At 66.0% G+C, this 22,276-nt stretch carries 21 protein-coding genes and 1 pseudogene; 8 read left to right on the top strand and 14 right to left on the bottom strand.

What is annotated here, in order from left to right:
- Positions 1-122: 122 nt before the first annotated feature.
- Positions 123-578 (bottom strand): peroxiredoxin, encoded by a 456-nt coding sequence (locus tag C8J40_RS06080; protein WP_207901153.1) that lies wholly within the window; start codon positions 576-578, stop codon positions 123-125.
- Positions 568-3,246, bottom strand: coding sequence for a bifunctional [glutamine synthetase] adenylyltransferase/[glutamine synthetase]-adenylyl-L-tyrosine phosphorylase (locus tag C8J40_RS06075; RefSeq protein ID WP_132896207.1), 2,679 nt, complete (start codon positions 3,244-3,246; stop codon positions 568-570). Before C8J40_RS06075 ends, C8J40_RS06080 begins: the two co-directional genes overlap by 11 nt.
- 83 nt (positions 3,247-3,329) lie before the next feature.
- On the opposite strand from C8J40_RS06075, the gene C8J40_RS06070 reads away from it, so the two are divergent.
- Positions 3,330-3,512 carry a hypothetical protein gene (locus C8J40_RS06070; RefSeq protein ID WP_207901152.1) on the top strand — a complete coding sequence of 61 codons (183 nt, stop codon included), beginning with the start codon at positions 3,330-3,332 and terminating at the stop codon, positions 3,510-3,512.
- A gap of 178 nt (positions 3,513-3,690) precedes the next feature.
- Here the strand turns inward: C8J40_RS06070 and C8J40_RS06065 are convergent, their stop codons facing one another.
- From C8J40_RS06065 to C8J40_RS06060, 3 genes are all read right to left on the bottom strand, one after another.
- A complete protein-coding gene (locus C8J40_RS06065; RefSeq protein ID WP_132896205.1) occupies positions 3,691-4,344 on the bottom strand; it encodes a sigma-70 family RNA polymerase sigma factor in 654 nt (217 codons plus the stop codon).
- A 128-nt stretch (positions 4,345-4,472) separates the two neighbouring features.
- Positions 4,473-4,610, bottom strand: a complete 138-nt coding sequence (locus C8J40_RS20195) for a hypothetical protein (protein ID WP_165886511.1) — start codon at positions 4,608-4,610, stop codon at positions 4,473-4,475.
- Positions 4,611-4,743: 133 nt separating this feature from the next.
- Positions 4,744-5,547, bottom strand: coding sequence for a response regulator (locus tag C8J40_RS06060; protein WP_132896204.1), 804 nt, complete (start codon positions 5,545-5,547; stop codon positions 4,744-4,746).
- 247 nt (positions 5,548-5,794) lie between these two features.
- Here C8J40_RS06060 and C8J40_RS06055 point away from each other — a divergent pair, with 247 nt between their 5' ends.
- The 3 genes from C8J40_RS06055 (at position 5,795) to C8J40_RS06045 (ending at position 8,099) form a co-directional block, all read left to right on the top strand.
- Positions 5,795-5,998, top strand: a complete 204-nt coding sequence (locus C8J40_RS06055) for a NepR family anti-sigma factor (protein WP_132738058.1) — start codon at positions 5,795-5,797, stop codon at positions 5,996-5,998.
- Positions 5,999-6,117: 119 nt separating this feature from the next.
- Complete coding sequence (locus tag C8J40_RS06050) at positions 6,118-7,647, top strand: sensor histidine kinase (protein ID WP_165911376.1); 1,530 nt, start codon at positions 6,118-6,120, stop codon at positions 7,645-7,647.
- A gap of 317 nt (positions 7,648-7,964) precedes the next feature.
- The gene (locus tag C8J40_RS06045; RefSeq protein WP_132738056.1) at positions 7,965-8,099 is read left to right on the top strand and encodes an entericidin A/B family lipoprotein; all 135 of its coding nucleotides are present in this window, start codon (positions 7,965-7,967) and stop codon (positions 8,097-8,099) included.
- A gap of 77 nt (positions 8,100-8,176) precedes the next feature.
- On the opposite strand, the gene tatC is transcribed toward C8J40_RS06045, so the two are convergent.
- The 8 genes and pseudogenes from tatC to C8J40_RS06005 form a co-directional block, all read right to left on the bottom strand.
- Positions 8,177-8,959 carry a twin-arginine translocase subunit TatC gene (tatC, locus tag C8J40_RS06040; protein ID WP_132738053.1) on the bottom strand — a complete coding sequence of 261 codons (783 nt, stop codon included), beginning with the start codon at positions 8,957-8,959 and terminating at the stop codon, positions 8,177-8,179.
- A 382-nt stretch (positions 8,960-9,341) separates the two neighbouring features.
- Positions 9,342-9,572, bottom strand: a pseudogene (tatB, locus tag C8J40_RS20700) (Sec-independent protein translocase protein TatB); the annotation flags it as partial.
- 52 nt (positions 9,573-9,624) lie between these two features.
- Positions 9,625-9,870 (bottom strand): Sec-independent protein translocase subunit TatA, encoded by a 246-nt coding sequence (locus C8J40_RS06030; protein WP_056416986.1) that lies wholly within the window; start codon positions 9,868-9,870, stop codon positions 9,625-9,627.
- A gap of 28 nt (positions 9,871-9,898) precedes the next feature.
- Positions 9,899-10,507 (bottom strand): SMC-Scp complex subunit ScpB, encoded by a 609-nt coding sequence (scpB, locus tag C8J40_RS06025; RefSeq protein WP_132896202.1) that lies wholly within the window; start codon positions 10,505-10,507, stop codon positions 9,899-9,901.
- A complete protein-coding gene (locus C8J40_RS06020) occupies positions 10,504-11,226 on the bottom strand; it encodes a ScpA family protein (protein ID WP_132896201.1) in 723 nt (240 codons plus the stop codon). Before C8J40_RS06020 ends, scpB begins: the two co-directional genes overlap by 4 nt.
- Before the next feature lie 408 nt (positions 11,227-11,634).
- Positions 11,635-12,636 (bottom strand): glycoside hydrolase family 3 N-terminal domain-containing protein, encoded by a 1,002-nt coding sequence (locus tag C8J40_RS06015; RefSeq protein ID WP_132896200.1) that lies wholly within the window; start codon positions 12,634-12,636, stop codon positions 11,635-11,637.
- 107 nt (positions 12,637-12,743) lie between these two features.
- The gene (locus tag C8J40_RS06010; RefSeq protein WP_132896283.1) at positions 12,744-16,823 is read right to left on the bottom strand and encodes a translocation/assembly module TamB; all 4,080 of its coding nucleotides are present in this window, start codon (positions 16,821-16,823) and stop codon (positions 12,744-12,746) included.
- A 62-nt stretch (positions 16,824-16,885) separates the two neighbouring features.
- A complete protein-coding gene (locus tag C8J40_RS06005) occupies positions 16,886-18,877 on the bottom strand; it encodes an autotransporter assembly complex family protein (protein WP_132896199.1) in 1,992 nt (663 codons plus the stop codon).
- 218 nt (positions 18,878-19,095) lie between these two features.
- Here C8J40_RS06005 and C8J40_RS06000 point away from each other — a divergent pair, with 218 nt between their 5' ends.
- Complete coding sequence (locus tag C8J40_RS06000) at positions 19,096-19,293, top strand: hypothetical protein (RefSeq protein WP_132738033.1); 198 nt, start codon at positions 19,096-19,098, stop codon at positions 19,291-19,293.
- Between the two features lie 387 nt (positions 19,294-19,680).
- On the opposite strand, the gene C8J40_RS05995 is transcribed toward C8J40_RS06000, so the two are convergent.
- The gene (locus C8J40_RS05995) at positions 19,681-20,313 is read right to left on the bottom strand and encodes a S24 family peptidase (protein WP_243693226.1); all 633 of its coding nucleotides are present in this window, start codon (positions 20,311-20,313) and stop codon (positions 19,681-19,683) included.
- Between the two features lie 89 nt (positions 20,314-20,402).
- Between C8J40_RS05995 and C8J40_RS20190 the strand changes: the two genes are divergently transcribed.
- The 3 genes from C8J40_RS20190 to C8J40_RS05985 all read left to right on the top strand — a co-directional run bounded on the left by C8J40_RS20190 (position 20,403) and on the right by C8J40_RS05985 (position 22,154).
- Complete coding sequence (locus C8J40_RS20190) at positions 20,403-20,579, top strand: hypothetical protein (protein WP_165911374.1); 177 nt, start codon at positions 20,403-20,405, stop codon at positions 20,577-20,579.
- 2 nt (positions 20,580-20,581) lie between these two features.
- Positions 20,582-20,902: a hypothetical protein gene (locus C8J40_RS05990; RefSeq protein WP_132896198.1), complete on the top strand. Its 321-nt coding sequence runs from the start codon at positions 20,582-20,584 to the stop codon at positions 20,900-20,902.
- A gap of 67 nt (positions 20,903-20,969) precedes the next feature.
- Positions 20,970-22,154, top strand: coding sequence for an acyl-CoA dehydrogenase (locus tag C8J40_RS05985; protein WP_132896197.1), 1,185 nt, complete (start codon positions 20,970-20,972; stop codon positions 22,152-22,154).
- The last annotated feature ends 122 nt before the right edge of the window (positions 22,155-22,276 follow it).

Genomic DNA, 22,276 nt, shown 5'->3' with positions numbered 1-22,276 from the left:
GCATTCTAGCGGCGGGGCGGCAGGTTGATGCGGCGAGTTGATGCGGATCAGGGCGCCAAAGCGGGAACGATGCCGCAAGGCGCCGGAATATCCGCGAATCCCGGGGCCTTACGGAAACGTCTTCAGAGTGCCTTTGCGGCTGCCAGCACGGCGTCGGCATGGCCAGGGACGCGGACCTTGTGCCACACCTTGGCGAGCGTGCCGTCGGCGCCGAACAGGAACGTCGCGCGCTCGATCCCCATGTACTTCTTGCCGTACATCGCCTTCTCGACCCAGACGCCGAACGCCTCGCAGGCGACGCCGTCGACATCGCTGCCGAGTTGCACGGTAAGCGCATGCTTGGCGGTGAATTTCGCGTGCGAGGCGGGCGTGTCCTTCGAGATGCCGACGACCTTTACACCCGCCGCTTCGAACGCGTCGGCGAGAGCGGAAAAGTCCTTCGCCTCGGTGGTGCAGCCCGACGTGTCATCCTTCGGATAGAAATACACCAAGAGCGGCGCACCGAGGCTCGCCAGCGACACAGCCGTGTCGTCAATCGTGACCGTCACGTCGGGGATCTTTGCGCCTTCATCCATCATGCTCTCCCGTCACTTGTGTCCAGAACCGGCGAACCTCCTGCCGCGTCGATTCGAGCGTGGCAACCACCGCCGGCCAGTCCGCGACGCCGATCGCACGCGCGATCAGTTCTTCCGTCGCGTGACCCGGCGGCGCAGCATCCGGCGCGACGAGGCGGAGCGTGACCAGCAGGCGGGTCAGCACGTCATGCGCGGCAAGCAACGTCGGCGGGACGAGGCCTTTAGTCGTCAGCCGATCGATCGCGGTGCCCAGATTGGGATCGAAGCCAGCGCGGTTGACCAGCTGGACGACGTGCACCGCGAATTCCAGATCGACGAGGCCGCCGGGGAGAAGCTTGGCATCGAGCGGCCCCTTGGGTGGCTTGTGCGCTGCCATGTCCGCGCGCATCGACCGCGCCTCGGCGACCACGTCGCGGGTCGGGCGGTCGCCTTCGAGCACGCCGCGGACGATCTCCGCGACCGAGGCGCGCTCGTCCAGCGAACCGAACACCGGCCGCGCCCGGGTGAGCGCCATATGCTCCCACGTCCACGCATCCTCGCGCTGGTAACGGGCAAAGCTGTCGAGCGTGACGACCAGCGGCCCCTGCCCGCCCGACGGCCGCAACCGCGTGTCGATCTGGTAGAGCGGGCCCGCGGCCGTCGCGACCGACAGCGCTGCGGTCACGCGCTGGGCGAGCCGATTGTAATACAGCGTTGCACCAAGCGGTTTCGGCCCGTCGGACTCCGCGGTGAAGTCGCCCGTGAACAGATAGATCAGGTCGAGATCGGACGCGTGCGTAAGCATCGCGCCGCCCATCCGCCCGAGCGCGAGGATGACGAGCTCGCTGCCCGGCACCGCCCCATGCGTCTTGGCGAACTCCTCGATCGTCGCGCGCGCCAGCACGCCGATCGCCGCCTCCGCCACCCGCGCATAGCCGGCGGCGACGTGCAGCGGATCGGACGCGCCTGCGACGATCTGCGCCCCGAGCGCGAACCGCAGTTCGCCGACCACCCGGCGGACATGATCAAGCCGCGCCTGGTAATCGCCCCCGGCATCGCCTGCGCGCATCGCCGCCTCCAGCGCCGCGATATCGCCGACCGGCTCGAATGCGGTCGCGTCGATCAGCCCGTCGAGCAGGTTGGGTCGTCGCCCAAGATCGTCGGCGAGCGTCGGCGCGTGGCTGAGGATCGCGGCAAGCAACGTCGCCAACCCCGGCCGCGCTTCCAGCAGACGAAAGATGTTGATCGCGCTCGGCAGGCGTTCGAGCAGTGCATCGAGCCGGAGCAATGCCGCCTGCGGCACCGGTGCGGTCGCAAACGCAGTGACGAGGGTCGGCAACACCGCCTCTAGCGCCTCGCGCGCGGCCAGACTGCGCAGCGCCGGATAGGCCCCGCCCCGCCACGCCTCGATCCGACGGCGCGCAGGCTCGGGCTCGTCGAACCCGGCAGCGGCGAGATCGGCCTCCAGCGTCACCGCGTCGTGCGAGAATGCAGGACGCACCGTGTCGTCGAGCGCATCATAGATCCGCCCGGTCTCCGCCACCCGCGGCGCGAGCAGAGCCAGCAGCGCCCCCGCATCCTCCAGACCGTGCAGCTTTGCCACGCGGTCGAGCGCTTCCCCGGTCGGCAGCGCATGAGTCTGGCGATCGTCGATCATCTGCACGCGGTGCTCGATCGTCCGGAGCAACGTGTAGCCGTCGATCAGCGCCTGCGACTCGTCGGTGCCGATCCAGCCCGCCTCGGCCAGCCGCGCGAGCGCATCGCGAGTCGCGGGCGCACGGACGCTCCGATCGCGCCCGCCGTGAATCAGCTGGTGGATCTGCGCGAAGAACTCCGCCTCGCGTATCCCGCCGCGCCCGCGCTTCAGGTCATAGCCGGGGCCGAACGCCTGCCCCTGCGAATGGTGATCGCGGATCCGCGCAGAGATCCCGCGAATTTCGCCGATCGCCCCGAAATCGAGCGCGCGGCGCCAGACGAACGGCCGGATCGCATCGAGAAACCGTTGGCCGAGCGCGACGTCGCCCGCCGCAGCCCGCGCGCGGATGAACGCGGCGCGCTCCCACGGCAGCGCCTGCGCCTCGTAATAGCCGATCGCCGCCTCCACCGGCAGGACGATCGGCGTGATCTCGGGCGAGGGGCGCAACCGGAGGTCGACGCGCAGGACATAGCCATCGCCGTCACGCGCCTGAAGCAGCTCGACAACGCGCTTGCCGATCCGCACCGCCGCCTGCTCGGGCTCCTCGCGCGGTTTCCGTGGCAGCGTCGCGGGGTCGAACAGCAGGATCGGATCGATGTCCGACGAATAATTGAGCTCGCCGCTGCCCTGTTTGCCAAGCGCGATCGCGGTAAAGCCAAGCGGCTCTGCGCCGGGCGTCCGCTCCTCGATCGCGGCACGGATCGCGGTATCGAGTGCATAGTCGGCGAAGCGGGTCAGCGCCCCTGTCACCGCGGTGAGGTCGAGCACACCCGCCAGATCACCGACGGCGACGTTGAGCGCCATCGCGCGCCGTTCGAGCCTCAACCGTTTTGCGACCGGCATATCGGGCTCGGCGCTCGTCAACCCCAGATCAAGACGTCCCGCCGCGAACGATCGCGCGATGACCGGCTCACGGTCGAGAATCATCGATAGAAAAGGCGACCACAGGCGCGCGCGATCAACCGCGTTATCTAACTTATGTTCAGTATTCGGCATGACCACCCCGCAATACTCAATAATTAAAAGTATCGCTTGACAAACGAAAGCAACTAATTTCGCGATCGCACGTTGTGCGCGGTATGATGTATTCTTCTCTCACGATCAAACGCGAAACGGATGGTCAACAGATCGTGCGGCGCCCCCGCGTCACCGACGCGGTCGGCGATGTGCTGCGCAATGCCTTTAGTGAACAGGATGGCTTACCCGCCGATATGGCGCGGCTTTTGCGCCAACTGGATGGAACGGGTCAGAGCTTCCACTGATCGGGAAGCCACCCGGGCGGCACCAGCTTAGCCAGGCCATGATTTGGGCACGCCTGTCCGAAGCGGTCCAGCGTCGCCGACCCATTCCGGCGTCCACGGCACCGCGTAACTTTCAGACAGTGAACTGCGGCACCGACCATCCCGGAACATCTCCGGGGTGAGCGCTATGCATCGCCGTTTATCGACCGCGACTCAGATGTTCGACGTCACCCATGATCGAATCGAGCGCCGTCTTGCTGGTGTCCGTCTCATGATCCCGGCGTGATGGCAGCGAGCCGTCGGTCAGGATCGTCTCCAACGCGACGCGACCGCGCGCGACGCGGCTCTTGATCGTGCCGACCGCGACGTTGCAGATTTCCGCGGCCTCTTCGTATGCGAAGCCACCCGCACCGACGAGAATCAGCGCCTCGCGCTGCGGCTGCGGGAGATGCATCAGCGCACGCTGCATATCGCCGAGTTCGACGTGACGATCCTGGCTAGCAGGCGCGGCGAGAATGCGATCTGCTACCAGATCGTCCCACTCGCCCTTGAAGCGCGCGCGACGCATCTGCGACAGATACAGGTTGCGCAGGATGATGAAGGTCCAGGCGCGCATGTTGGTGCCAGCCTGGAACCGCAGACGTGCGGCCCAAGCCTTGAGCAGCGTCTCCTGAACCAGATCGTCCGCGAGATCGCGGCTTCCGGATAGCGAGCGCCCGAACGCACGCAGATGAGGGATCACCTGCGCAAGCTGAACCTTGAACTCGGCGTCGGACAAAGAGACATGCTCCACCGGCGCGACGACTTCGTCGATATCGTCCTCATCGTCGGTATGTGGAGCAGGCTGAACCATGAAAATCCTGTCAGTATCGATCGTTAGCTTACGAGCGCGTCATCGGACGTGCTGCACCAAGCGTAGCAGGTTGCAGGCAAACATAGGCGTTCAGACCAGCAATGCCAGCCATGTACGCCTAACTTATGTCAGCGAATAACGAGGAAGCCAAATATCGCTATGACGAGCACCAGGGATATGACGAGGATATACCGGGTCATATGCGGGGTAGAGCCTGCGCGGGCATCTTCGGTGGCAATATGAATGGGTTCGTTCGGATCAGCCATGTCGAGTAAACCCCCGAAAACCGTTTTGGGTCCGCAACCATTTACGGAAGCGAACCCAAGATGCATCGACACGGACACGCGATCAAGCGGTTGGAAAAAACTGACCGCTAACGCTGCATGTCAGCCGGCGATCTTACGCGACAGGAACGGTCGCCTGATCGAAGAACAGCGCCTGGCTGATCGCCGCCTTCACCGTGGAGCGCTGGAACGGCTTGGTGATCAGGAACGTCGGCTCGGGACGCTCGCCGGTCAGCAGACGCTCGGGGAATGCGGTAATGAAGATCACCGGAACCTCGAACTCAGCAAGGATATCCTTGACGGCGTCGATGCCCGAACTGTCGTCGGCAAGCTGGATGTCGGCCAGCACGAGGCCCGGCCGCGTTTCCATCGCCAGCGCGACCGCTTCGTCGCGGGTGACGGCAACACCGGTCACATCATGGCCCAGATCCCGAACGATCGTCTCGATATCCATCGCGATGATCGGCTCGTCCTCGATGATGAGGACCTTGGCCCGCGTCTGGCTCTCGATCTCGGAAAGCGCCTCGGCGACGAGATCGTCGACTTCGCTCGAATCGACCTCGATCAAATAGGCCGCGTCCTCTGGCGTGAAGCCTTCCATCGCGGTCAGCAGCAGGGCCTGACGCGAAAGTGGCGTCATACGAGCGAGACGCGCACGGGCCACCGCCTCATGACCGCCGCCGTCCGATATCGTTTCATCGGCAACCTCGTCGAAATTGGCCGAATTCCAGATCACCTGGAACATCCGATACAGGCCCAAGCGCGGATCTACGTCCCGCGGGAACTCTTCGGGTGCGGCGACGATCGCCTCGAGCGTAGCGCGCACATATTTGTCGCCGTGCATCTGACTGCCGGTCAGGGCCCGGCCGTAGCGCCGCAAAAAGGGAAGGTGCGGTGCGAGTTGCTGTCCAAGCGACATGGGTAACGAATACTCCCTGATCCTACGCGGCCCCTCATGTGTCGGGTGCCTCGTATCATTGCAATGGCGATAGCCGAAAAAGCATCCTTTGGTCCAAAAGGCACATAAGGCTGGACCAAAGGTTCGATTTTCGCTTGAACAGGGAACTAACGAGACAGTGTTTGGTTTCACCTCCATCGTAGGCGACTCCGCAACCCGCTCGACATCCGTCGTGGCGGGTTTGCATATCGCCCTTTTGTGACATGGTATGCCAGATGATCAGGTTCGCGTCGTGCAGGGGGAAGTTTTGAGTTTGGGCCACGACACGCAGAATACAGTGCCTGCTACCACCTCCACAAAGGGGCCGGACAAGGATCAGCAAATGGGGTCGGCCCTTCGTTCGGTTTATCAGAAAACCGTCGATGAGGCGATCCCGGAGGATCTGCTGGACCTTCTCGGCAAGCTAGACTGAGCGCGGGCCGCATGGCCTCGCCGCAAAATTCCATCCCAGTTCAGCCCGCCGTAACCGCCATTGCCACCGAGCATGACGACCAGACCGACGGCCGACGCGAAACCCGGCTGATTTCGGCGATGGGGCGGCTGCCCACGGGCGCCAAGCTGTTTCTGATCCTCAGCGCGGCATTGTTGCCGTTGGCGCTCATAGCCGTTTTCGCAACCTTCCAGACGACTCGCCTGGCCGATACCGAGGCGCGGGCGCGCCTGCGCGTGACCGCGAACGAAAGCGCGCGGGCGATCGCGATCGAGTTGGTCGGCGACATGACCGCATTGCGGGTCGCGGTGAACGCGCTCGGTAACGATCCCGCCGACGCGCCGAGTTGCGCGCGGGCGCAAGGCGTATTCGCCCAGCAATCCTCCGCCGGTACACGGTTCGTCATCACCGACCGCGCCGGCGGCGTATTATGCGGCACACCGATCCCGATGCCTGCGGCACTCCGCCAGACCGACATGCCGATCACCGCGGATATCATCCCCAACCGTGGGCTGGTGCTGGCGATCTCCGGGCCCGGTGGCGATACGTTCGCCCGCGCCTATTTCCCGCAGCCGTTCCTGCAAAAGATCGGCCGCCCGTCCAGCCGTGCACTCACCTTCAGCAGCGCGCTAGTGCTCGACGAAGATGCCTTGACGCTCGAGACCATCCCGGATGAACGCCCGCTCGATCGCATGGAGACGATGCGGACCGATCTGGGCGTTGCCGGGATCGCCTTGCGCACCAGCATCCGAAGTGCGCCGGTCACCTCGTCGCTGGTCGTGGCGATGCTGCTTCCGTTGCTAATGTGGCTCGCAGCAGCAAGCATCGCATGGTTCGTCGTCGACCGTCTGTTGATCCGACCACTCCGCCGCCTGCGTGGCGCAGTCGCTGCGTTTACGCCGGGTGAGACGCTCGATCTCGGCGAGGTCCGGACATTGCCGGCACAGGAAATCCGCGAACTCGGCGACACCTTCCAGGCGATCAGCCAGACTGTGGCCTTGCACGAAGCCGGGCTCGCGGAGGGGCTCGTCCGCCAGACCAAATTGACGCGCGAAGTGCATCACCGGGTCAAGAACAACCTACAGGTCATTTCCAGTCTCATCAATTTCCATGCGCGTAGCGCGCCGAGCGAGGATGCGACGGTGGCCTATGCGTCGATCCAGCGCCGCGTCGATGCGCTCGCCGTGGTCCACCGTAATCATTTCGCCGAACTCGAAGAGAATCGCGGCCTGAACCTGCGGACGATGATCGGCGAACTATCGGCGAACATTCGTGCGACCGCGTCCGAACGATCGCATGGATTGGGGATCACGCTCGATATCGATCCATACCTGGTCAATCAGGACGTCGCCGTGGCGATCGCGTTCCTGGCGACCGAAACGATCGAGCTGGCGATATCCTGTGATCCCGCCGCGCAGATTCGGATCGTCGTCAAGCCTGCCGACGCGCCCGAACGCGCGCTGTTGCGCGTCGTCTCGCGCGCCCTCGTGGAGAGCGATGCGTTTCGCGAGGCCGTCGTGCGCTATGGCCGCGTCATGGAAGGCCTGTCGCGGCAGTTGCGCTCGCCCTTGCACCACGACCCGCTGGTCGGCGCTTACGAGATCGCGTTCGCAGTCAAGGGGCGCGACTGATCGGCAGCAAGTCGCTGACGGTTAATACTTGTTAGCCCTAGTTTTTTTCGGATAATCGTCGCGCGACGGGAACATCTTGGGGCGCTCGCCGTTCAACATTGCGGACAGCGACTTTATGCCCCCCCGCTCTCGCTGTCCAAGTCATAGGCCCGGATGCATCACCCTCCCCCCCCGGTGATGCATCCGGGCCTTTATCGTTCGATGCCCGTGCGCAAGCCGCTGAATCCGCGCAAATAGTGCCCGGTCGATCGGAACGAACCGCGATCCCGAACATTTCACCCCCGGTGGCATTCGTGCCTTTTCTAGGAGGAAGTTTCATGCGTAAGTTGGTTGGATTGGTTGTCGTCGCAGGCGCGCTCATGGTTTCGGCATGCAACACCGTTGAGGGTGCAGGCAAGGACGTGGCATCGGCGGGCAAGACCGTCGCGAAGACCGCAGACAGCGCCAAGTAAGCCTCGCGCTTTTGATACGAAACGGGGTCCGGTGCACATGCACCGGACCCCGTTTTCGTATCAGTCCTTGGTAGCCTTCAGCTTTCGACGATATCAGTCGACTCGCCCTCGACCGCCTTGGCCTTCGCCCGGCTGCGCTCGGTGAACCAGATCCCGATCAACGCGAGTTCGTACAGAATGACCAGCGGGATCGCGAGCAACAGCTGCGACCCGATATCCGGCGGCGTCAGCACCGCTGCGATCGCGAACGCCGCGACGATCGCGTAGCGCCGCGCGCCGATCAGCTGCTTACGCGTGACGATCCCTGCCCGCTCCAGCAGCATCAGCAGCACCGGCAGCAGGAACGAGATCCCGAAGCCGAACAGAAACTGCATCGTGAACGACAGGTAGTTGCCGATCGCCGGCAGCGCTTCGCGATGAATCCCGCCGACCATCCCGTCGAACCCGAGCAAGAAGTGCAGCGCCATCGGAATGGCGATGTAATAGGCCATCGCCGCGCCGGTCAGAAACAGCACCGGAGTCGCGAGGATAAACGGCAGCAGCGCGCGCTTCTCCTTTTTGTACAGGCCGGGCGCGACGAACTGCCAGAGCTGGTTCGCGATCACCGGGAACGACAGCATCATCGCCGCGAAGAACGCCACCTTGATCTGGACGAAGAACGCTTCGAAGATCTCGGTATAGATCACCTTGTTCTGCCCCGCCGCGAGCAGGGGGTGGACCAGGAAGCCGAAGATATCCTCGGCAAAATACATCGCGATCCCGAACGTCACGACCAGCGCGGCGATGCAGTACAGCAACCGCCGCCGCAGCTCGATCAGATGGTCGAGCAACGGCGCCCGGCTTGCGTCGATCTCGCTCATGCTATGCTTTCGGCGTTTGGGGAGGCGTTCACAACCATAACGCTCACGATGACGCTATGTCGGACTTGCCGGTCTTGTCGTCGGGATGGACCACGGTCGAGACCGGGGTATTCAAAGCGTCCTTACCACAATCCGCGAGCGGCTTACCGTCATGGTCGGTCGGAACCGCAGCCGTGTCGGACGAGGTGGCGGTAGACGATGACGCGGCGGGGAGAGCGCCGTCGGACGGAGCGGCGGCCACTACCGGCTTCTCGACCATCACCGGCTCGTTCGTGTGATCGTCCGCATCGTCGATAGACCGGTAATCGCGCCGGTGCTCGTCCGTTTCCGGCGAATGCACGACCTGTGCAGTATCCGCCCCTGCGTCCGCACCCGTCTGCGGATGCTCGCGCATGATGCGTTCGTTTTCCGAGGCCCAGCGCTTTTCCATCTCTTCGAGTTCGGCCTCGCGAACCATCGAATCGAAGCCCGAGCGGAATTGTCGCGCAACGCCGCGCGCCTTGCCGACCCAATAGCCGACCACGCGCATCGCCTTGGGGAGGTCCTTCGGACCGATCACGACGAGCGCGACGAATGCCACGAGCAGGAACTCGGAGGGCGCGATATCGAACATTCAGCCGCGCCTATCTAGGGTCTTCAACTCTGCCAACTTCAGCACGCTTGCTTCAGGCAGGACGGTCGTCGCGGACGCGATTGCCGTCGCGGTCGAACGCGGGATCGGCAGACTTCTGCGCTTCGATCCGCGCCGACGGCTTAGCCGGCGTCTCGTCGTCGTTCTCCGACATGCCCTTCTTGAAGTTCTTCACGCCCTTCGCGACGTCTCCCATCAGGTTCGAGAACCGACCGCCGCCAAGAAGGAGGATCGCGACTACCGCGAGGACGAGCAAGTGAATCGGGCTAAAACCGCCCATGGCCATTCTCCTGAAAACTGGACCCTATCTAAGGCTCATCCCGTCCCAATGCCAGAGATTGCGCCACCCCATTGCCATCTTCATCATCTTCAAGCCGATCGAAGGCGAGATCGACCGGATCGAGCAGCCCCGCAGCGCGCAGATCGTCGATCCCCGGCAGGTCGCGGCGGCTCGCCAGCCCGAAATGGACGAGAAATTCGGGGCTCGTCGCGAACATCAGCGGCCGCCCCGGCACCTCGCGCCGCCCCGCCGGTTTTACCCAGCCCGCCTCCATCAGTACGTCGAGCGTCCCCTTAGAGATTTGCACCCCGCGAATCGCCTCGATCTCCGCGCGCGTGACCGGCTCGTGATAGGCGATGATCGCCAGCGTCTCGATGCCGGCGCGGCTGAGCCTGCGGGGCTCCTCGCGGTCGCGGCGCAGCATGTGCGCCATGTCCGGCGCGGTCTGGAACTGCCAGCGTTCGCCGCGCCGGACGATATGGATACCGCGCCCGGCATAATCGGCCGTCAGCCGGTCCAGCGCCGCGCGGACATCGCCCGCCCCGACATGCGCGCGGATCGAGTCGATCGTCAGCGGGCTCTCGGCCGCGAACAGCACCGCCTCCACCGCGCGCACGAACTCATCCGGCGGCGTCACGCGCGCGCCCTGAGATAGAGCGGCGCGAACGGCGAGGCCTGGCGCAGGTCGATCTTCCCCTGTCGCGCGAGTTCGAGTGCCGCGACGAAGCTCGATGCGAGCGCCGATCGCCGCAACCGCTCGCCTGCTTCGGGCAGGAAGCTTTCGATCACGCTCCAGTCGATCCGTTCGCCGACCAACATCGACACGCGCTCCAGCGCTGCCTCCAGCGTCATCACCTCGCGGTCGGCGACGACATGCATCACCGGCCGCGTCCGCGCGGAAATCCGACCGTAAGCGGCGATCAGGTCGAAGATCTCCGCCTGCCACGCCGCCTTCCGCACAGTCCGCAGCCCTTCGGGTGCCCCACGCAGGAAGACGTCACGCCCGGTACGATCGCGCGCCATCAGCCGGGCGCCGGCCTCGCGCATCGCACTCAGCCGCTCGAGCCGGAGTTGCAGCCGCAGCGCGAGTTCTTCCGGGTCCGGTTCGGCGAGCGGGTCGCGCGGCAACAGCAACGCCGATTTCAGATACGCCAGCCACGCCGCCATCACGAGATAGTCCGCCGCCAGTTCGAGCTTCAGCGCGCGGGCGGACTCGACATAGGCGAGATACTGCTCGACCAGCGCGAGGATCGAAATCTTCCGCAGATCGACCTTCTGCCCGCGCGCGAGCGATAGCAACAGATCGAGCGGCCCCTCCCACCCGTCGAGATCCAGCGTCAGTTGGGCGTCGTCCATTGGCGCACGCTACATCATGCAGGAAAACAGCGCATCCCGGGGTGTTGCGGTAGCTTGGCGCGAGAACGCGCTGGCGATGGGGACCGCTGGCGCGCGGATGGAGTGACGTGGCTCTGGCTCGTGGGGCGGGTCACGCAACCTCAAGCTCTCCCCGCAAACTGACGCCCCCCCCCAAACCGTTCGTGCTGAGTAGCGGCCGAGTAGGCTCGTCAGAGCCGTATCGAAGGCGCGTATCGAAGCACAGGTTCCAAGCACCACGCTTACCAAAGATCCACCCCGGCGGAGGCCGGGGCCCAGTTGGGGGACGTCAATTGTCGGCGTCGCGCTTCGTTACTGCGACCTCTCCAACTGGACCCCGGCCTCCGCCGGGGAGGTGAATAGGGAGATGTGCACTAGTCTTAAATAAGCTCAGACCCGCGCCAACAGCGCGTCCCGCGTAGCGATCAGTTCGGCAAAATTACCCTTCGCCGCCCCGACCGACGCCATCGCCCGGTCCAACCGCGCGCGCGCCGCTGGCGAGATTTCCTCCAGCCGCCCGGCGATCTCGACCATCTCGTCCATCCGCGCCCAGCAATCGAGCACCAGATCGCACCCAGCCGCGATCGCCCCGGCCGCCTTGTCGCCGGCGGTGCCCGACAGCGCCTTCATATCGATGTCGTCGGTCATCAGCAGCCCGTCAAAGCCAATCCGCTCGCGGATGATCCGCTCGATCACGATCGGCGACAGCGTCGCGGGGCGGTCGGCGTCCCACGCGTCGAAGACGATATGTGAGGTCATCCCCATCGGCGCCTGGTTGAGCGTGCGGAACGGTTCGAGGTCGATCTCGAGCTCGGCATCGGTCGCGGTGACGGTCGGGAGGTGGTGGTGCGTGTCGAGCTTGGCGCGACCGTGACCGGGCATGTGCTTGACGACACCGACGACGCCGCCTTCTGCCAGACCCTCGAGCATCGCCCGACCCAACGCCGCCACCCGCATCGGGTCCGACCCGTAGGTGCGGCACGACACCGCCTCGGTCGTATCCGGCTGCGACACGTCGAGCAGCGGCGCGCAGTCGACGGTGATGCCGACCTCGCTGAGCATCACCCCCAGCGCCTGCCCGTTTGCGCGCGCCGCCTGGATCGCGGTCATCGGCGCGCGCTCGTACGCCGCGTCGAACACCGGGCCCGCAGGGAATGCGGGCCATTCAGGGGCCCCCATCCGCGCGACGCGTCCCCCCTCCTGGTCGATCAGGATCGCCAGATCGTCGCGTCCTGCCAAGGCACGGAGCGAGTCGGTCAGCGCGCGGACCTGCGCGCGGTCGACGATGTTGCGCTTGAACAGGATGTAGCCGGCAGGCTCGCACTCGGCGAAGAACGCGCGTTCCTGGGGCGTGAGGACGGGGCCGGACAGGCCGAAGATGACGGGCTTCATGACTGGGTCCTAAACCGAAAAAATTCCCTTACCGTTCGCCCTGAGCGAAGTCGAAGGGCCTGCGCATCGGAAGCGGCTTCGACTTTGCTCAGCCCGAACGGGGTTGCTCAATAATCCTTCGACACGCGGACGTTGGCGCTCTGGCGACCGAGCGTCGAGATGCTCGACAACAGCGACAGCCAGCGCGTGACCTGGAACTCGACCTGCGTGGCGGAATAGCCCTGACCGTCGGTGACGATCTCCGCATACAGCCGCCGCGTCACGTATTTACCCGCCGCGATCGAGGTGCCCTGCCCGGTCTGCGGATCGGCCGGCAGAATGCGCAGGCGGTCGAGCCCGGCCGCACGGCGCACCGCGTTGATCGGATTGAGCCCGCTGCCGCCGCCCTGCAACGCCGCCACCGCCGCCGCCAGCTGCAGCGCCTCGGGTGCGGACAGATTGGTGATCGAGGTGCCGAACAGCAGCCGCGAAAGCAGCTCGTCCTCGGGCAAGGCCGGCGTGCTGGTGAAGCTGATCTCGGGTTTCAGCGCGTACCCCGTCACCCGGATCGACGCGCTGAGCCCGGTCGAATCCGCGTTCGCCTCGATATCGAGCGCGGGGTTGGCGGGCACCTGTCCGTCGAAGCGGATCACGCCGCGCGCGAGTTCGAACTTGCGACCGGCGAACTCGTAATCGCCGCGGATCAGCGTCGCGCGGCCGGTGATCGCCGGGTTCTCGGGCTGGCCGGCGATCTGGAGGTTGGCGGACCATTCGCTGGTAAGCCCGAGCCCGCTGACCATCACCTGGTTCGGCGCGCGCGCCTTGATCGCCAGCGTCCAGGGCTTGGTCGGCGTCTCGATCTCCTCGCCACCATCGGGCAGGTTGATCTCGCGGATGTTGAGTTGCGGGACGGCACTGGCAGCGGTGGCCTGGCCGAGGCGGTAGCGGCTCTTGTTCAACACCACGTCGCCCGCGATCGTGCCGCCCGAGCCGTTCGACTTGAACGTGAGTGGCCCGGAGACGGTCGCGCCGATATCATCGCGGTTGATCATCACCGCCTTGTCGGCCTGCAAGGTCAGATCGAGACCGACACCGTTGGCGGCGGCGAACTCGAACTGGCCGGTGCCGGTGACGCGGCCGCCCTTGCCCGCGTCGGCGCCGAACCGGTCGATCACGAGCCGCGATCCGCCGAAGCGGCCGGTCGCCTGGACGTTGGACAGAACGGTGCCGGTGGTCGCGCTTTCGATCCGCGCGCCGTTTGCCTGAACGATCCCGCGCAGCGTCGGGTTGGCGAGCGTGCCGACGACGTCCGCGCCGATCGCGACCGGGCCGGACAGGTCGAACAACTCGACACCGGTGAGCCGCCAGAGCGTGTCGGCGGGGCCGCTATACCGCAGCTGGCCGAACAGGCGGGCGTTGCTGATCCGCGAGGCGAGATCCCCCTGCCCGAGTGGCGCGAGCTGGGCTTGCGCACGGCCGATCGTCTTGCCCGCCGACGCGATGACGGCGCGCAGGCCGAGCTTGTCGGGGGAGAGCACCGCCGCGACGCCGACGTCGATCGGGCGTGAAGAGAGAACGAGGCCAGCGCGGCTAAGCCCGCGGATCGTGACGTTCGCCTTCCCCGTCGGCGCGGCACCGTTCGCGGTCGCGACCGTGACGCTGCCCGACGCGCTGCCGCTGAGGCCGAGCCCGGGATAGGCGATGTCGAGGATCGCGAGCGGCATCCGCGTCAGGCTGGCGTCGATCGCGGTGCTGGCGGCGGTAAAGCGGCCGCCGACCTGTGCCTCGCCCCCGGAGAAGCTGAGCCTGGTCGGCGCGAGGTGCCAGCCGTCCTCGGCCTGGGTGACGATTGCCGGGGTGAGCAGTTTCAGCGGCCGGCCATCGAGCGTGCCTTGCGCCGAGATCGCGTAGCTGTTGGCGGTGACCTGCGTCACGCTCTGGATATCGAACGCGCGGCCGCGGGAGCCGGCGATCGACGCCTTGATCGTGCCGACGCCGCCACGGAGCGACGCGGACCCGCTGAACCGGGCGAGGCTGAGCGCGCCGCGACGCAGCCCGAGGCCGGTCGCGGTGGCCTCGATCGAGGTACCAGCGGGGTCGAGCAACGTGACGAAATCGAGCTTGCCCGAGCGGAGCGCGACGGTGTCGAGCGTCGCGGCCTTGGCGGCGAGATGCCCTTCGATGCGCTGGATCTGACTGACCGGGCGGAACAGGAGTTCACCCGAGATCCCGCCGCCTGCGACAGCGAGCGCGCCGTTGAAGCCGCCATCGACCACCGCGACATTACCGCTCGCGCGCGTGCCGGCGACGTTCAGTGCCGCGACCTGGATCGTCGCACCGGCACCGGGCGGCAACAGGATCGCGCCGTTGGTGGTGAACGGCCCGAGCCGCGATCCTCCGCCCGCGGTGAACGCGAACCCCTGCGCCGTCGGATCAAGATGCGCGCGGACGTTCGACAGGCCGAGCGTGGCGTTGGGGCTGGCGAAGACGAGGTCGAGCGTCGGCTTCTCGATCTGGCCGTCGAGTTTGAGCGTGAGCGGGCCGTAAGTCTGCTGGCGCCCGCCGCCCTCGAAGTGGAAGGTGCCGTCACGGCGACGAAAGCCGTTGCCGGTCAGCCGGATCTGCGGCGCGGTCAGCACGAGGTTGGTGAAGTGCAGGACGCCGTCGGTGGTACGTTCGAGGTCGGTGGTGATCCGCGGCAGTCCCCCTGCGAGACTGCGGAAGAAGGCGTTGTCGAGCCGCACCATCTGCGCGCTGCCTTGGCCGATGACGCGCGTGCCCTTGCGGTTCGGGCCGGGGACGACCCGCAAGGTCGACTTCACGTCGACGATGCCGAGGCCGGGGATCAGATACCGCCCCAAGCCACCGTTGATGCCGACCTCGAACTGGCCGTTGCGCAGGTCTACCGCTAGATTGATGCTGCCGGTGAGTTTGTCCGACCGGAGCTTGAGCGCATCGCCGGTCAGCAATGTCGGCGTCACGCGGAGCAGCCCGTCGACCGACAGGTTGCGCAGGATCCCGCCCGCCACGCTGCCGACTCCGGTCACGCGCGCGGCGGTGAAGCGGATCGGGACGGTCACCGGCGCGGCGGACAGGCGGCCCTTGCCGACGGCGTGCGCGTTCTCGAAACCGGTCTGGTCGAACGCGAAGCGGCTCGCGTCGAGGCGGTAGTCGAACGCCGCGGTCGCGAACGGGCCGTCGAGGATTGCGCGGAGCTCGACCATGTTGCCGGTCATGTTGTCGAACAGCGCAGGCGGTCGCAGCAGTCGCGCCTTGATCCGCACGTCGCGGTAGGCGTTTGCGGCGAGATCGACGATGCCGGTCGTGTCGATCGCAAGTGCGGGGGTGCGCAGCGAGAGTTGCCCATCGAGCCGGCGGTTGGCGAACCCCGCGCTGCCGTTGACGAGCACGCGCGGCGCGGTCAGCCGTTGCAGGCGACCATGCAGCAGCGACGACGGCGAGATCGTACCCGACAGCGTGTAGCGCCCGGCGACTTGGGCGAGAGCGAGGTCGACGACTCGGGTCGCGCCGATCATGCCGTTCGCGTGGCCGTTCCATTTGGCCCAGCTGCCGTCACCGGTGACCGCGAGCGCGACCGGCCCCTTCGCCTTGACCATCCGCGCGAGCACGCCATTGGCTGCGCCCTTGGCCGCGACGTCGATGTCGAAGCGGTCGCGCGCCGGCTCGGCATCCATCCGGAGCTTCAGGTCGTCGCTGCCGGCAATGCGCGCTTTCAGGTCGACCAGCGCCCGGCCCGAGCGGATGTCAGCATGCCCTTCGAGCGTACCGATTCGCTGCGTCCCCAGCACGCGCTTCGCAAGCGTCAGCCGTCCGACAGAGAGCTTGCCGATATGGATATCGAAATCGGGCAGGATCGGGCCGCGCGTCTTGGACGGCCGAGTGCGCGGCGTGTGAGTCAGGATCGCGCGATCGACGATCAGCCGCTGGATCTCGAGCCGGTTCGAAAACCAGTCGAACGGCGACCAGTCGAGCGTGACGTTGGGCGCCTGGAAGACCAGCCCCTCAAGATCGTACACGCGCAGATCGATCAGCCGCGTATCGCCGTATAGCGAGCCGTCGATCCGCCCGACCGTGAAGCGTAGCCCGTTGGCTGTCTTGATCGCCGCGATCCGGTCCGCGACGAAGCGGTGGCCGATCCCCGTGTCGACGATGAGCAACGCGGTACCGACGATCGCGAGCAACGCCATGATGGCGCTGACGATCCACCGCCACCACGCGATCCGACGCTTCGGAAGAACGACGTCTTCGGTCAAAACGCCTGCCCCAGCGAAACGTACACGGCGATCCGGCTGTCACCCGGTTGCGGGTTGATCGGCGTGCCGACGTCGAGACGGATCGGCCCGAAGTTCGAATAATAGCGCACGCCAATCCCGGTGCCGTATTGCAGCCCGGTGAATTTCGGCAGCGGCGAGGTGTAGATGTTGCCCGCGTCGAGGAACGGCACGATCCCGAAGCTGCCGAGCACGCGCACCCGCGCCTCGATCGAGAATTCGGTCAGGCTGCGGCCGCCGATCGGATCATTATTGGGGTCGCGCGGGCCGATCGACTGATAGCCATAGCCGCGCACCGACGCGCCGCCGCCGGCGTAGAAACGCCGCGACGGCGCGACCTGATCGCGCGGCGCGCCGACTATGGTACCAAGGCGGGTGCGGGCTGCGAGCACTACCCGACTGCCGAACGGCTGGTAGACGCTGCCGTCGAACTGCGTCCGCGCATAGCCGAACACCGAGCCCTGCAACGATACTTCGGGGCTGAGCCGCCCGCCGAGGCGGAAACCCTTGGTCGGGTTGAGCAGATCGTCCGAACCATCGTAATTGAGGCTGGTCGGCAACGCGCCGATGAAGAAGGTGCGGCGGCGTGGGTCGCCGGTCGACAGGATCACGTCGCGCTCGTCCGACGCGAGCAATTCGGCACCGACCGACCAGGTCCAGGTCTTCTGGAAGAAGATATTGGTCTGGCGCTCGAGGCTGCCCGCGAGCGAGAACGTCTTCGCATCATAGGCGTCGCGGTTTGTGTGCACCGCAGACGCCTGGAGCGTCAGCACGCGGTCGCGCGCCTGGAAATTGTTGCGCCGGAACACGATCGAGCCGAGCTGTTCCTGCGTCCCCAGCACGCCGCGCAGCGTCAGCGCGCCCTCGGGCGGGAACAGGTTGCGGTGCGTCCAGCTGAGTTCCGCGCGCGCGCCCTCGCCGGTACCATAGCCGAGCTCGCCTGCGACGGTGTGCGGCGGCGCGGGGTCGAGCTTGACTGCGACGTCGACGGTGTCGGGCGTCGCGCCCTGTACTGGCTTCAGGTCGACCGAAGACACCAGGCTGGTCTGGATCAGCGCGCGGCGGAGATCGTCCAGCTTGGTCGCGTCGTACAGATCGCCGGGCGAAAAGCGCGCGATCTCCGCGACGTGGTCGGCGCCGAACACGCGGTTGCCGGGCAGCGCAAGGATCTGGCCGAATTTGCGCGCGCCGCCGGGTTGCACGGACAGATCGAGCGTCGCGGTGCGGGTGGCGTGATCGACGACGATCGCGGGGTCGCCGACCTTGGCGAACGGAAAGCCCTCGCGACCGATCTGCGTGGTGAGCTTCGCCTGCCCCGCGACGATCGCGTCGGAATTGACCGGATCCTCGGGCTTCACGCCGAACGCGGTCACGAGCCCCGACGCCTTGTCGCCCGCCGCGGCGATGCCGTCGATCGTCACGTCCTTAAACGTATAGAGCGTGCCGGGCGTCGCCAAGAGCACGACCATCGGCTTCGCGCCGGGCTCGACCCGCGTGACGACGTTGGCATCGTAATAGCCCTCCGCGCGGAGCAGGCTGTTGAGTAGGTCGGCATCCTCGCGCGCCCGGCGATCGAGTTGCGCGGCGTTGGCGGCCTGGTGATCATTCGCGTCCAGCGTCGACAGGGCGGCGAACCGCTGGCGCAGCAGCGTGTCGTCGATGCCGTCTATGCCATCGATCCGCCACGCATAGCGGCTCTCCGCATTGGCATCGACCGCGGCGATCGTCGCCGCCGGGTCCATCGGCGAGGTCGCGAGGTCGGGCCAAGCCACGCCGATATCGGGCAGCGCGGCGAGCGGCGAGTTGGGATCGAGCGACATCGGCGTGTCGGCCGCCGCACTTGCTGAGGGCGTTGCCAAAGTCTGCGCGGGAGCGGGCGTGATCTGTGCACCCGCGGCGGATACAGCTCCGGCGGTCGTCAGAACGAAAAAGGCGGCGGCCGGCCCGGCTCGCCCGACGCGGAACACCATGTCCGGCTCCTAGCCGGGCTTGTCGTGACGGAACAGTATGTAACGCCGTATTTCCGCCACGTTTCATCCGGGCATAGGCGTGTCATAAGGTTTGGGCGCTCGACGGCAGCGTAAGTAGCCCGGCGCGACGTGAGGCCGGCATCGCATAAACCGGATAGGGAGCATCGAGCAGCGCCGGGTAGCTGGCATCCGCGCGCGGCGCGTGGCAGGACAGGCCGATGGCCGATCCGACTTCCCGCGACACCCTCCCCCCCCACAAGGACCCCAGCGCCGCGGGTGGATTCCTCGTCGCGCTCGGCATGCTGGGCGGCGCAGGGGTCGGCTTTGCGATCGGGCAGGCCACGCCGGGGTTTCTGGTCGGGACGGGACTGGGCGTGATTGCTGCGGTTTTGGTGTGGGTGAAAGACCGACGGTAGAGGCCGCTCCAGGCTACCCACTCCCTCCTCCGTTCGTCCTGAGTAGCCGTCGAGTAGCTGCAACGCAGCGTATCGAGACGGCGTATCGAAGGACAGGTTGGCGCGCGGCCCCCATGCTTCGCTACACGCCCTCGATACGCTCCTGACGGAGCTACTCGGTCGCTACTCAGCACGAACGGGGGTCGGCACGAGCGGTGGTCGGCACAGACAGGCGGCCCCGGACAGATCGAACTCGCGATCCTCCCCCGCCAGGGGGAGGTGTCGCCGAAGGGGACGAAGGGGGAGGACACGCAACGGCGGTTGCTCTTTCCTCCCCCTCCGTCAGGCTCACGCCTGCCACCTCCCCCTTGCGGGGGAGGATCGCACGGACCCGACACGTTCACGCCCTCAACGCGGCTCGCGCATTTGCCACACGACGCGGCCGATCACGGCGATCCGCCCCTGCGGAATCGGCCCCGCCGCAGGGTTGTCGCTGGTCGCCACCAGCTGCCCACCTGCCAGCGCAACCCGCTTCACCATCACCGCGTCGTCGATCCGGATGACATACACCCCGCCCGTCGCACGCGGCGTCCGGTCCGCGGTATCCACTACGATGTGATCGCCGTCGAACAGCCCCGGCTCCATCGAACTGCCACGGACCCGAATGATCGCCGCCTGCCCGTCCCTCAGCCCAAGCTTCCGCGCTAGGCCGGGGTCTAGCGTGTCCGTGCCCAGCACGATCTCGCCATCGACCTGCGCACCCGGCCCTGCGGACGCAGCGACATCGAGTTTGCGGATTCGGAAACCCGTCGCGCGATCGGGTGGCGCGCCGAGCACGGCTTCGCTCACGCCGAGATACGCCGACAATAATTGTCGATCGCGTTCGCCCAAAGTCCGCGGCGATCCGCGGCGGACATATTGCTGGAGATACGCCGCATTGCGCCCGAGCATCGCCGACAGCGCCGCAAGGCTATCACCCCGCGCCGCCGCCAGCGTCGCCAGCGCGGTCCTCGGGTCGGGATCGGATGCGGTTTTCGACACCACCCGACCCTAGCGTAGGAAATTTCCTAGACAAGTAGGATTTCGCGGAACAGATCAAGAACAGGGCAATGGACTCGGGAGGAACGACGGTGACGATTCTCATGAAGATCGATCGATATCTGCGGCAGACCGGCATGCCGATGACCAAGTTCGGGCGGCTGGCAGTCGGCGATCCGCGGCTCGTGCATGACCTGCGACGCGGTCGTCAGGCGCGCGAACCGATGGTGGCGCGGATCGAGGCATTTATTGCGAGCAACGGATCATGAGAATGGACGCGATCCGCGGCCCCGATGCGGGCACGCTGCTGATCCGCGCGCTTCGTGGTCACGCGAGTGCGGCGGGCCTGGCGATGCACGTCGAGTCGATCGCGTGCACCCCGTGGGCGAGCGCGACGTTTGTCGGGACGCTCCACCGGCTGACGATCGCGGCGGTCCCCGTACCCGGTCTTCGAGACTGGATCGATGGCCTGCCCGACGCGGAGTTCGCGATGCGCGGGCATATCGTCGCCGATCTATCGGTCGACTGCGTTGAGACGATCGGCGACCGGGAGCACGTGACGATCGCGGTACTGACGCTGATCGATGCTTAAACGGCTCGTCAGGGCTGGACTTTCGCCTGCCGAACCACGAAGTCGGCGGTCAACGAAGGAGATGCAGATGGCCGGAATGGGCAAGTTCGATTGGGCGGATCCGTTCCTGCTCGACGATCAGTTGAGCGAGGACGAGCGGATGATCCGCGACAGCGCGAAGGCCTATGCCGACGACAAGCTCGCGCCACGGATCATCGACGCGTTCCAGCACGAGCGTACCGATCCCGCGATTTTTCGCGAGATGGGTGCTCTCGGGTTGCTCGGGCCGACGATCCCCGAGGAATATGGCGGCGTCGGTGCGTCCTATGTCGCCTACGGGCTGGTCGCGCGCGAGGTGGAGCGGATCGACTCGGGCTATCGCTCGATGATGTCGGTGCAGTCGAGCCTGGTTATGTACCCGATCAATGCGTTCGGGTCCGAAGAGCAGAAGCGCAAATACCTGCCCAAACTCGCAACCGGCGAGTGGATCGGCTGCTTCGGGCTGACCGAGCCGGATGCGGGGTCGGACCCCGGCGGGATGACGACGCGCGCGAAGAAGACCGCCAACGGCTATGTGATCTCGGGCGCGAAGACGTGGATATCCAATTCGCCGATCGCGGACGTGTTCGTGATCTGGGCGAAATCCGATGAGCATGGCGGCGGCATCCGCGGCTTTATCCTCGAGCGCGGGATGAAAGGGCTCGAGACGCCCAAGATCGAGGGGAAGCTGTCGCTGCGCGCGTCGATTACCGGGATGGTGATGATGGACGAGGTCGAGGTCGGCGAGGACGCGCTGCTGCCCGACGTGCAGGGCTTGAAGGGGCCGTTCGGTTGCCTCAATCGCGCGCGCTACGGCATTTCGTGGGGCGCACTCGGCGCTGCCGAATTCTGTTTTCACGCCGCGCGGCAGTACGGGCTCGATCGCAACCAGTTCGGGACGCCGCTCGCTGGGCGTCAGCTTTTCCAGAAGAAGCTGGCGGACATGGAAACCGAGATCGCACTCGGATTGCAGGCGTCGTTGCGCGTCGGGCGGTTGATGGACGAGGGTCGGTTCGCGCCGGAGATGGTCTCGATCGTGAAGCGCAACAATGTCGGCAAGGCGCTCGACATCGCACGGATGAGCCGCGACATGCACGGCGGCAACGGGATTTCGGGGGAGTATCAGGTGATGCGCCACCTGATGAACCTGGAGACGGTCAACACGTATGAGGGTGCACATGATGTTCATGCGCTGATCCTTGGCCGCGCGATCACGGGTATCGCTGCGTTTTGACATCCCCCGTCACCCCAGCGAAAGCTGGGGTCTCCCTCCGCAAGGGCACGCTCCATTACCGGGAGATCCCAGCTTTCGCTGGGATGACGAACTTAGGTGACGCGTCGATGATGATGGGTGAT

It is taken from the genome of Sphingomonas sp. PP-CC-3A-396, assembly GCF_004343105.1.
Lineage (GTDB): Bacteria > Pseudomonadota > Alphaproteobacteria > Sphingomonadales > Sphingomonadaceae > Sphingomonas.
Note: the sequence above shows the minus strand (reverse complement) of the source record. Positions and strands in the feature narration are given on the sequence as shown.

What these genes read in the sequence shown, in the direction of transcription:
- C8J40_RS06045 (WP_132738056.1), top strand. Translation starts at nt 7,965, where the DNA reads ATGCGTAAGTTGGTTGGATTGGTTGTCGTCGCAGGCGCGCTCATGGTT.
- C8J40_RS06055 (WP_132738058.1), top strand. Translation starts at nt 5,795, where the DNA reads ATGCCAGATGATCAGGTTCGCGTCGTGCAGGGGGAAGTTTTGAGTTTG.
- C8J40_RS06065 (WP_132896205.1), bottom strand. Translation starts at nt 4,344, where the DNA reads ATGGTTCAGCCTGCTCCACATACCGACGATGAGGACGATATCGACGAA.
- tatC (WP_132738053.1), bottom strand. Translation starts at nt 8,959, where the DNA reads ATGAGCGAGATCGACGCAAGCCGGGCGCCGTTGCTCGACCATCTGATC.
- C8J40_RS06060 (WP_132896204.1), bottom strand. Translation starts at nt 5,547, where the DNA reads ATGTCGCTTGGACAGCAACTCGCACCGCACCTTCCCTTTTTGCGGCGC.
- C8J40_RS06005 (WP_132896199.1), bottom strand. Translation starts at nt 18,877, where the DNA reads ATGGTGTTCCGCGTCGGGCGAGCCGGGCCGGCCGCCGCCTTTTTCGTT.
- C8J40_RS06000 (WP_132738033.1), top strand. Translation starts at nt 19,096, where the DNA reads ATGGCCGATCCGACTTCCCGCGACACCCTCCCCCCCCACAAGGACCCC.
- C8J40_RS06010 (WP_132896283.1), bottom strand. Translation starts at nt 16,823, where the DNA reads ATGGCGTTGCTCGCGATCGTCGGTACCGCGTTGCTCATCGTCGACACG.
- C8J40_RS05985 (WP_132896197.1), top strand. Translation starts at nt 20,970, where the DNA reads ATGGCCGGAATGGGCAAGTTCGATTGGGCGGATCCGTTCCTGCTCGAC.
- C8J40_RS06070 (WP_207901152.1), top strand. Translation starts at nt 3,330, where the DNA reads ATGATGTATTCTTCTCTCACGATCAAACGCGAAACGGATGGTCAACAG.
- C8J40_RS06030 (WP_056416986.1), bottom strand. Translation starts at nt 9,870, where the DNA reads ATGGGCGGTTTTAGCCCGATTCACTTGCTCGTCCTCGCGGTAGTCGCG.
- C8J40_RS06020 (WP_132896201.1), bottom strand. Translation starts at nt 11,226, where the DNA reads ATGGACGACGCCCAACTGACGCTGGATCTCGACGGGTGGGAGGGGCCG.
- C8J40_RS06015 (WP_132896200.1), bottom strand. Translation starts at nt 12,636, where the DNA reads ATGAAGCCCGTCATCTTCGGCCTGTCCGGCCCCGTCCTCACGCCCCAG.
- C8J40_RS06080 (WP_207901153.1), bottom strand. Translation starts at nt 578, where the DNA reads ATGATGGATGAAGGCGCAAAGATCCCCGACGTGACGGTCACGATTGAC.
- C8J40_RS06050 (WP_165911376.1), top strand. Translation starts at nt 6,118, where the DNA reads ATGGGGCGGCTGCCCACGGGCGCCAAGCTGTTTCTGATCCTCAGCGCG.
- C8J40_RS20195 (WP_165886511.1), bottom strand. Translation starts at nt 4,610, where the DNA reads ATGGCTGATCCGAACGAACCCATTCATATTGCCACCGAAGATGCCCGC.
- C8J40_RS06075 (WP_132896207.1), bottom strand. Translation starts at nt 3,246, where the DNA reads ATGCCGAATACTGAACATAAGTTAGATAACGCGGTTGATCGCGCGCGC.
- C8J40_RS05990 (WP_132896198.1), top strand. Translation starts at nt 20,582, where the DNA reads ATGGACGCGATCCGCGGCCCCGATGCGGGCACGCTGCTGATCCGCGCG.